Origin of the sequence: Pseudoalteromonas sp. SG43-6 (assembly GCF_014164365.1) — a bacterium.
Classification (GTDB): Bacteria; Pseudomonadota; Gammaproteobacteria; order Enterobacterales; family Alteromonadaceae; genus Pseudoalteromonas; species Pseudoalteromonas rhizosphaerae.
The window spans coordinates 44,338-51,371 of sequence record NZ_JACJEZ010000036.1 but is presented as its reverse complement, the minus strand read 5'-3'; the positions used below and the strand labels follow the sequence as shown (position 1 = coordinate 51,371).

Genomic DNA, 7,034 nt, shown 5'->3' with positions numbered 1-7,034 from the left:
GTCTCACCTTTTTTAATCGGTATGCTAGTGATATAATCTGAAAACACCATTTAAACAGTACAAAAAACTAGTCGTTATTATGCATGAGTTATTAGACCGTATTGACCGTAAGATTTTAATAGAGCTACAGCACGATGGCCGAGTGTCTAATGTTGAATTAGCTCGACGTGTGGGGCTCAGTGCAACGCCTTGTTTAGAGCGTGTAAAAAAGCTCGAACGCGAAGGTTACATCGTCGGTTATAAAGCCGTGGTTGACCCTGCTAAACTTGGGCAAGGTTTGTCGGTGTACGTCGAAGTGACAATCACTAAAACATCACCTGATGTGTTTGATGAATTTAGTGCTGCAGTTAAAAAGCATGATGAAATTATCGAATGCCATTTAGTCTCGGGTAACTTTGACTTTTTACTAAAAACCCGCGTAAATGATATGTCTGAATATCGTGGTGTATTAGGGGATATTCTGCTCAAGCTACCGAACGTTAGTGAAAGCCGTACCTATGTTGTTATGGAAGAAGTAAAAGGCGAGCAAGGGGTGATTATTCGCCCATATATCGGCTGAACTATGCGCTATTTTTTAGTAACGACTTAAGTTGTATTATTGATACATGCGCGATTAATAAAAACCTGTTCATAATCAGGCCATCATGGTTAAGATAAAGTGCAACAAAAAGTATTTCCTGCTAAGGTATTCCATTGCTAAGAATGAGTACAAAGAAGTACAAAGAAAAATGAGGAATAGCGAGTTATGCGCCTAAATGGTGTACAAAGACTATTAGAAACCGGTTTAATAATTAGCACCTTTGCCGCAATATTTATATTGTGTGCGCTGGTAAGCTTTGATCCTGCTGATCCGAGTTGGTCGCAAACAGGTTATGACAATGTAAGAAACATAACTGGAGCTGCAGGTGCGTGGATCGCCGATATTTTATTGCTGACATTTGGCTGGTTAGCTTATTTTGTGCCAGCTGCACTACAAATATTCGGCTACTTATTATTTAAGCAACCTCATAGAATATTTCAACTCGACTATACAACGTTATCGCTTAGAGTGATTGGTTTTGCATTATTTATCACTTCAGCAACGGCTATCAGTAGTATTAATTTTGATGATATTTATAATTTTTCATCCGGTGGGGTAGTCGGTGATGTGATAGCTTCAGCGATGATGCCTGCATTTAACTTTACCGGTACCTCGATTTTATTATTATGTTTCTTTTTTGCTGGATTAACATTATTAACAGGCGTGTCGTGGGTGCAATGTGTCGATTTTATTGGCGATTTGATCATGCGAGGTTATCGTTTTATTGCCCATCACTTAAAAGCATGGTTACAACGCGAACGCACTGCAAATACTGAAGTTGCAATTGAACAAGACCCTGTTAATGAGCAACAGACACGTAAAGAGACACCCGCCATTCGCTTTTCAGAACCAAAAGTGGATATTGATAGTGCGGTGTCAAATCAAGACTCTCATCCTGCATTTGATGATTTGGATGACATTCTGGATCAAGAAATTAATTTTAGCGCCATTGATGATGAACCAATGGACACTGCGGCTGCCTTAAATGCGCTTGATCAAAGCCATGTTACAGAGCCTGAAAAACCAGTTACTACTGTGGTTTCGCCAGCAAGACCAATGCCAAAACCAAAGAGTACCTATCAGCCTCCACCTACCGCAAAAGAAAAGTTTGAGCAGCTACTCGAAGAAAAGCCGCCAAGTACGCCATTGCCTACGCTTGATTTGTTAGATAGACCTGATAAAGCCAAAAACCCAATTTCACCAGAAGAGCTTGAAGCTGTATCGAGGTTAGTTGAAACTAAACTCCTTGATTTTAACGTTCAAGCTACGGTTGTTGCCGTATACCCTGGACCTGTTGTAACCCGTTTTGAGCTTGATTTAGCGCCGGGTATTAAAGTTTCTAAAATTACTGGTCTTGCTAAAGATTTAGCCCGCTCGCTATCAGCGGTTAGTGTCCGAGTGGTTGAAGTTATTCCGGGTAAAACCTATGTAGGGATTGAATTACCTAATAAACACCGCGAAATAGTGCGGTTATCAGAAGTAATCGACGCGCCAAAATTTGAGCAAAATCCATCGCCACTGACTATGGTCTTAGGTAAAGATATTGCCGGTGAACCAATCTGTGCTGATTTGGGTAAAATGCCGCATTTACTGGTGGCAGGTACCACAGGTTCAGGTAAGTCAGTGGGCGTTAATGTAATGATATTAAGCTTACTGTACAAATCAGGCCCTGATGATGTGCGTATGATCATGATTGACCCGAAAATGTTGGAACTTTCTGTTTACGAAGGTATCCCACATTTACTGTGTGAAGTGGTCACCGATATGAAAGAAGCTGCCAATGCGCTGCGTTGGTGTGTAGGTGAGATGGAACGTCGTTATAAGTTAATGTCGGCGTTAGGTGTTCGTAACTTAAAAGGTTACAACCAAAAGGTATTGGATGCGAAAGAGGCGGGTTACCCGATTCTCGATCCATTATTTAAAGATACTGATGGTATGAAAGAAGGACCAGACGAGTTAGGTAAGTTACCGAGTATCGTGGTGGTGATTGACGAATTTGCTGACATGATGATGATTGTTGGTAAAAAAGTTGAAGAGCTAATTGCCCGTATTGCGCAAAAAGCCCGAGCGGCAGGTATTCATTTAATACTAGCAACACAGCGCCCATCGGTTGATGTAATTACTGGTTTAATTAAAGCGAATATCCCAACGCGAATGGCGTTTCAGGTATCAAGTAAAATTGACTCGCGTACCATCTTAGATCAACAAGGCGCAGAAAACCTGCTAGGTATGGGTGATATGCTCTATTTACCGCCGGGCACCAGCGTACCGATACGTGTACATGGCGCGTTTGTTGATGACCATGAAGTACATGCGGTGGTGAATGACTGGAAAGCACGTGCAAAACCAAATTATATAGACGAAATTTTAAATGGTGACGCCACTGAGGATATTTTATTGCCAGGCGAAGCCAGTGAAAACGCGGATGAAGAATCAGATCCGCTTTATGATGAAGCCGTGTCATTTGTTGTTGAAACAGGCAAAGTGTCAGTTTCAAGTGTGCAGCGAAAATTACGTGTTGGTTACAACCGTGCCGCACGTTTAGTTGAACAAATGGAAACATCGGGTATTGTAAGCGCACCAGGTCATAACGGTGCCCGTGATGTATTAGTGCCCAATGGTGGAGCAAATTAAATGAAACAAATTAAATATTTAGCCTTAGCAATTAGCTGTTTTTTATCAGCATCAGTATTTGCAAGTGACAGTGCAACGGATGACAGCCAAGCATTACAAGATAAACTGGCCGGTTTAAAGAGTTTTCAAGCGCAATTTGCGCAGCAAGTTAATGACGACCAAGGCCAATCAATTATGCAAGGTGAAGGTACTATCGCCTTGCAACAGCCAATGATGATCCGTTGGCAACAAGCGAGCCCTGATGACACGTTATTTGTATCAAATGGCGATAAAACCTATTACTTCGACAGCTTTGCTGAGCAAGTAACGATTATGAATACTCACAGTTTGATTGATTCAACACCGTTTGTATTACTTACCTCCAAAGATCCGGCGCAATGGCAAAAGTACCAAGTACACGCCACGGATACTGGGTTCAGTGTTACACCTAATAAAGGCGTTGAAAGCCAAGTTGAACAGCTGGATATTGTGTTTGCAGCAGATAAAGTAGGCTTAGCATCATTACTGGTTAAAGACAGCTCAGGGCAATCATCTACGTTTACTTTTAGCGACACTAAAGTAAATCAAAGCCTTGCTACTTCAACCTTTGAGTTTAGTATTCCAGAAGGCGTTGAAATAGACGATCAAAGTCAAGGTGAGTAATTTAGGCTTTAATTTTGGCCCCGATGTGCGCCCACTTGCGGCGCGCATGCGACCAACCAGTTTAGATCAGTATATTGGCCAGCAACATCTATTAAGCCAAGATAAGCCTCTCTATCAAGCTATTTTAGCAGGGCGTTGCCACAGTCTTATTTTGTGGGGGCCGCCGGGCGTTGGTAAAACGACCTTAGCGCAAATTATTGCCAACCATGCCGATGCGGCGCTGATTCAAATGTCGGCGGTAACGGCAGGCATTAAAGACATTCGTGATGCGGTGAGTGAAGCGCGTACTAACCTTGAAGGTCGTGGCCAACGTACCTTACTGTTTGTTGACGAAGTACATCGTTTTAATAAATCTCAGCAAGATGCGTTTTTACCACATATAGAGGACGGTACCTTTATTTTTGTTGGTGCTACCACCGAGAATCCCTCGTTTGCACTAAACAATGCGATTTTATCGCGAGCACGAGTATATGTCCTAAAATCGCTGCAAGACACTGATTTACATCTTGTTATTGAGCGAGCGCTTGCAAGCGATGATGAACTGAAAAATAAAACGGTGGTACTTGCACAAAATGCTAAACAAGCGTTGTGCCAAGCCAGTGATGGCGATGCTCGTAAAGTGCTTAATTTACTTGAGCAGGCGATTGATTTAACCGTAGAGCAAAACGGCCAATACCTAGTTGATGAGCACGTACTCAGTCAAGTATTGCCAACGCATTTAGCCAAGTATGACAAAGGGGGGGATGAATTTTACGATTTGATCTCAGCCTTTCATAAGTCAGTTCGAGGTAGCTCCCCAGATGGTGCTTTGTATTGGTATTGTCGTATTTTAGCCGGTGGCGGCGATCCGCTGTATGTTGCAAGGCGGTTACTCGCCATCGCCACTGAAGATATTGGTAATGCTGATCCGCGTGCCATGGAAGTGGCCCTCAATGCATGGGATATATTTCAGCGAGTTGGACCAAGTGAAGGCGAGCGTGCAATTGCACAAGCTACGATTTACCTAGCTAGCGCACCGAAGAGTAATGCGGTGTACGCGGCGTTTAATCAAGCCAAGGCGGATGCGCAGAACGAGCCTAGCTATCCGGTGCCAGAGCATTTACGTAATGCACCAACTAACTTAATGAAAGACTTAGGCTATGGTGCTGAGTATCGCTATGCGCACAATGAAGAAGGCGGCTATGCTGCAGGAGAAAAGTACTTTCCAGAGCAGATAGCCGATAAGCAATATTACTTTCCAACGGATCGTGGCTTAGAACAAAAAATAAAGCAAAAGCTCGACTATTTGAAAGAGCGCGATCATCACAGTGACATAAAACGCTATGACAAGCCTTAAGATATATCTCATGATTGCCGCAGGAGGAGCCTCAGGTGCCTGTTTACGGTTTTTTATTAGTGAAACCATGCTAAAACTACTTGGTAGGGGATTCCCTTTTGGCACGTTGACGGTTAATATTCTTGGTTCATTGTTGATGGGCGTATTATACGGTTTGATAGAGCGCGAAATTATCACCGTTAGCCCCGCTAAAACCCTTATAGGGATTGGCTTTCTAGGTGCTTTGACCACCTTCTCGACATTTTCAATGGATTCGTTGTTGTTATTACAACAAGGTCACTTTTTTAAAATGGCCCTCAATATCACCTTAAATGTGGTGGTGTGTATTTTTATGGCTTGGCTGGGCCTTCAGCTGGTAATGCAAAAAGGTTAAAAACTAACATGTTAGATTCTAAATTATTACGTCAAGATCTCGAGCAAACAGCTGCGCGTCTAGCAGCACGTGGTTACGAGCTAGATACTGCGACTGTCAGCGCACTTGAAGAAAAACGCAAAACATTACAAGTAAAAACACAAGAATTACAAAGTGAGCGTAACAGTAGCTCCAAAGCGATTGGCCAAGCTAAAGCTAAAGGCGAAGATGCACAACCATTGTTAGATGCAGTAAGCAACTTAGGCGCGCAACTTGATAGTGTTAAAGCTGAGCAAGACGCTATTTTAGAAGAGCTCAAGCAAATTTCTTTAGCTATCCCCAATTTACCTGATGAATCAGTACCAGCGGGCGCTGACGAATCTGACAACGTTGAGATTTCAACCTGGGGCGAGCCTAAAAAGTATGATTTTGCAGTAAAAGATCATGTAGACTTAGGACAAGATCTAAACGGCCTTGATTTTGAAATGGGCGTTAAAATTACCGGTTCACGCTTTACTGTAATGCGCGGCGCAATGGCTCGCATGCACCGTGCACTAGTGCAATTTATGCTAGACACGCATACAGATAAAAACGGTTATACAGAAATGTACGTACCGTATTTAGTAAACCGCGACAGTTTATACGGTACAGGCCAATTACCTAAGTTTGCAGAAGACTTATTCCATACTAAAGGTCTTGTAAATGATGACGGTGAAGAGCAAGAAGGTTTTAGCTTAATTCCTACTGCAGAAGTACCACTGACAAACAGCGCGCGTGACGAAATTTACGACGAAAAAGATTTACCAATTCGTTTAACTGCCCACACTCCGTGTTTTAGAAGTGAAGCTGGCAGTTATGGCCGTGATACTCGTGGCCTTATTCGTCAGCACCAGTTCGATAAAGTTGAGCTAGTACAGCTGGTAAAACCAGAAGATTCAATGCAAGCATTGGAAGAGCTAACAGGTCACGCAGAGCAAATATTACAAGCGCTAGAGCTACCATACCGTAAAGTAATTTTATGTATGGGTGACATGGGCTTTGGCTCAGCAAAAACCTACGATTTAGAAGTATGGTTACCAGCGCAAGATACCTACCGTGAAATCTCATCATGTTCAAACATGGTTGATTTCCAAGCGCGCCGTATGCAAGCACGTTTTCGTCGCGCGGGTGAGAAGAAGCCAGAGTTACTGCATACACTCAATGGCTCAGGCCTAGCAGTAGGACGTACTTTAGTGGCTATCTTAGAAAACTACCAACAAGCGGATGGTTCAGTAGTCGTGCCTGAAGTACTTCGTTCATATATGAACGGCCTTGAAGTAATTAAATAAGCTTTAGAGCTGTAAGCTTTAAGAAGAGAAGCCGCTGTTTGTAATGAACAGTGGCTTTTTTGTAAGTTCAATTTATAGGTGCAAGGTTAAAGGCGAGCGAAAAAGTTAGTTAACTTGAACTTTGGTTAAGAGATTTACTCAGATACTTATTAAAAGTATTAA

Annotated in this window: 6 protein-coding genes; all 6 read left to right on the top strand. The window is 42.6% G+C overall.

The window, feature by feature from the left end; all coding sequences use genetic code 11:
- Positions 1-79: 79 nt before the first annotated feature.
- Positions 80-559 carry a leucine-responsive transcriptional regulator Lrp gene (gene lrp / locus H5201_RS15345; RefSeq protein WP_145242214.1) on the top strand — a complete coding sequence of 160 codons (480 nt, stop codon included), beginning with the start codon at positions 80-82 and terminating at the stop codon, positions 557-559.
- Between the two features lie 186 nt (positions 560-745).
- Positions 746-3,214, top strand: coding sequence for a DNA translocase FtsK (locus H5201_RS15340; RefSeq protein ID WP_182740749.1), 2,469 nt, complete (start codon positions 746-748; stop codon positions 3,212-3,214).
- Positions 3,215-3,856: an outer membrane lipoprotein chaperone LolA gene (gene lolA, locus H5201_RS15335; RefSeq protein ID WP_149982719.1), complete on the top strand. Its 642-nt coding sequence runs from the start codon at positions 3,215-3,217 to the stop codon at positions 3,854-3,856.
- Positions 3,849-5,192: a replication-associated recombination protein A gene (locus H5201_RS15330; RefSeq protein WP_182785028.1), complete on the top strand. Its 1,344-nt coding sequence runs from the start codon at positions 3,849-3,851 to the stop codon at positions 5,190-5,192. The genes lolA and H5201_RS15330 overlap by 8 nt, the downstream gene beginning before the upstream one ends.
- A gap of 10 nt (positions 5,193-5,202) precedes the next feature.
- On the top strand, positions 5,203-5,565 hold the full coding sequence (gene crcB, locus H5201_RS15325; protein ID WP_392352509.1) for a fluoride efflux transporter CrcB: 363 nt from the start codon (positions 5,203-5,205) through the stop codon (positions 5,563-5,565).
- An 8-nt stretch (positions 5,566-5,573) separates the two neighbouring features.
- Complete coding sequence (gene serS, locus H5201_RS15320; protein ID WP_145242225.1) at positions 5,574-6,872, top strand: serine--tRNA ligase; 1,299 nt, start codon at positions 5,574-5,576, stop codon at positions 6,870-6,872.
- Positions 6,873-7,034: the final 162 nt, after the last annotated feature.

Excerpts from the sequence above, each read along its gene's own strand:
- lrp (WP_145242214.1), top strand. The coding sequence starts at position 80 with ATGCATGAGTTATTAGACCGTATTGACCGTAAGATTTTAATAGAGCTA.
- H5201_RS15340 (WP_182740749.1), top strand. The coding sequence starts at position 746 with ATGCGCCTAAATGGTGTACAAAGACTATTAGAAACCGGTTTAATAATT.
- lolA (WP_149982719.1), top strand. The coding sequence starts at position 3,215 with ATGAAACAAATTAAATATTTAGCCTTAGCAATTAGCTGTTTTTTATCA.
- crcB (WP_392352509.1), top strand. The coding sequence starts at position 5,203 with ATGATTGCCGCAGGAGGAGCCTCAGGTGCCTGTTTACGGTTTTTTATT.
- serS (WP_145242225.1), top strand. The coding sequence starts at position 5,574 with ATGTTAGATTCTAAATTATTACGTCAAGATCTCGAGCAAACAGCTGCG.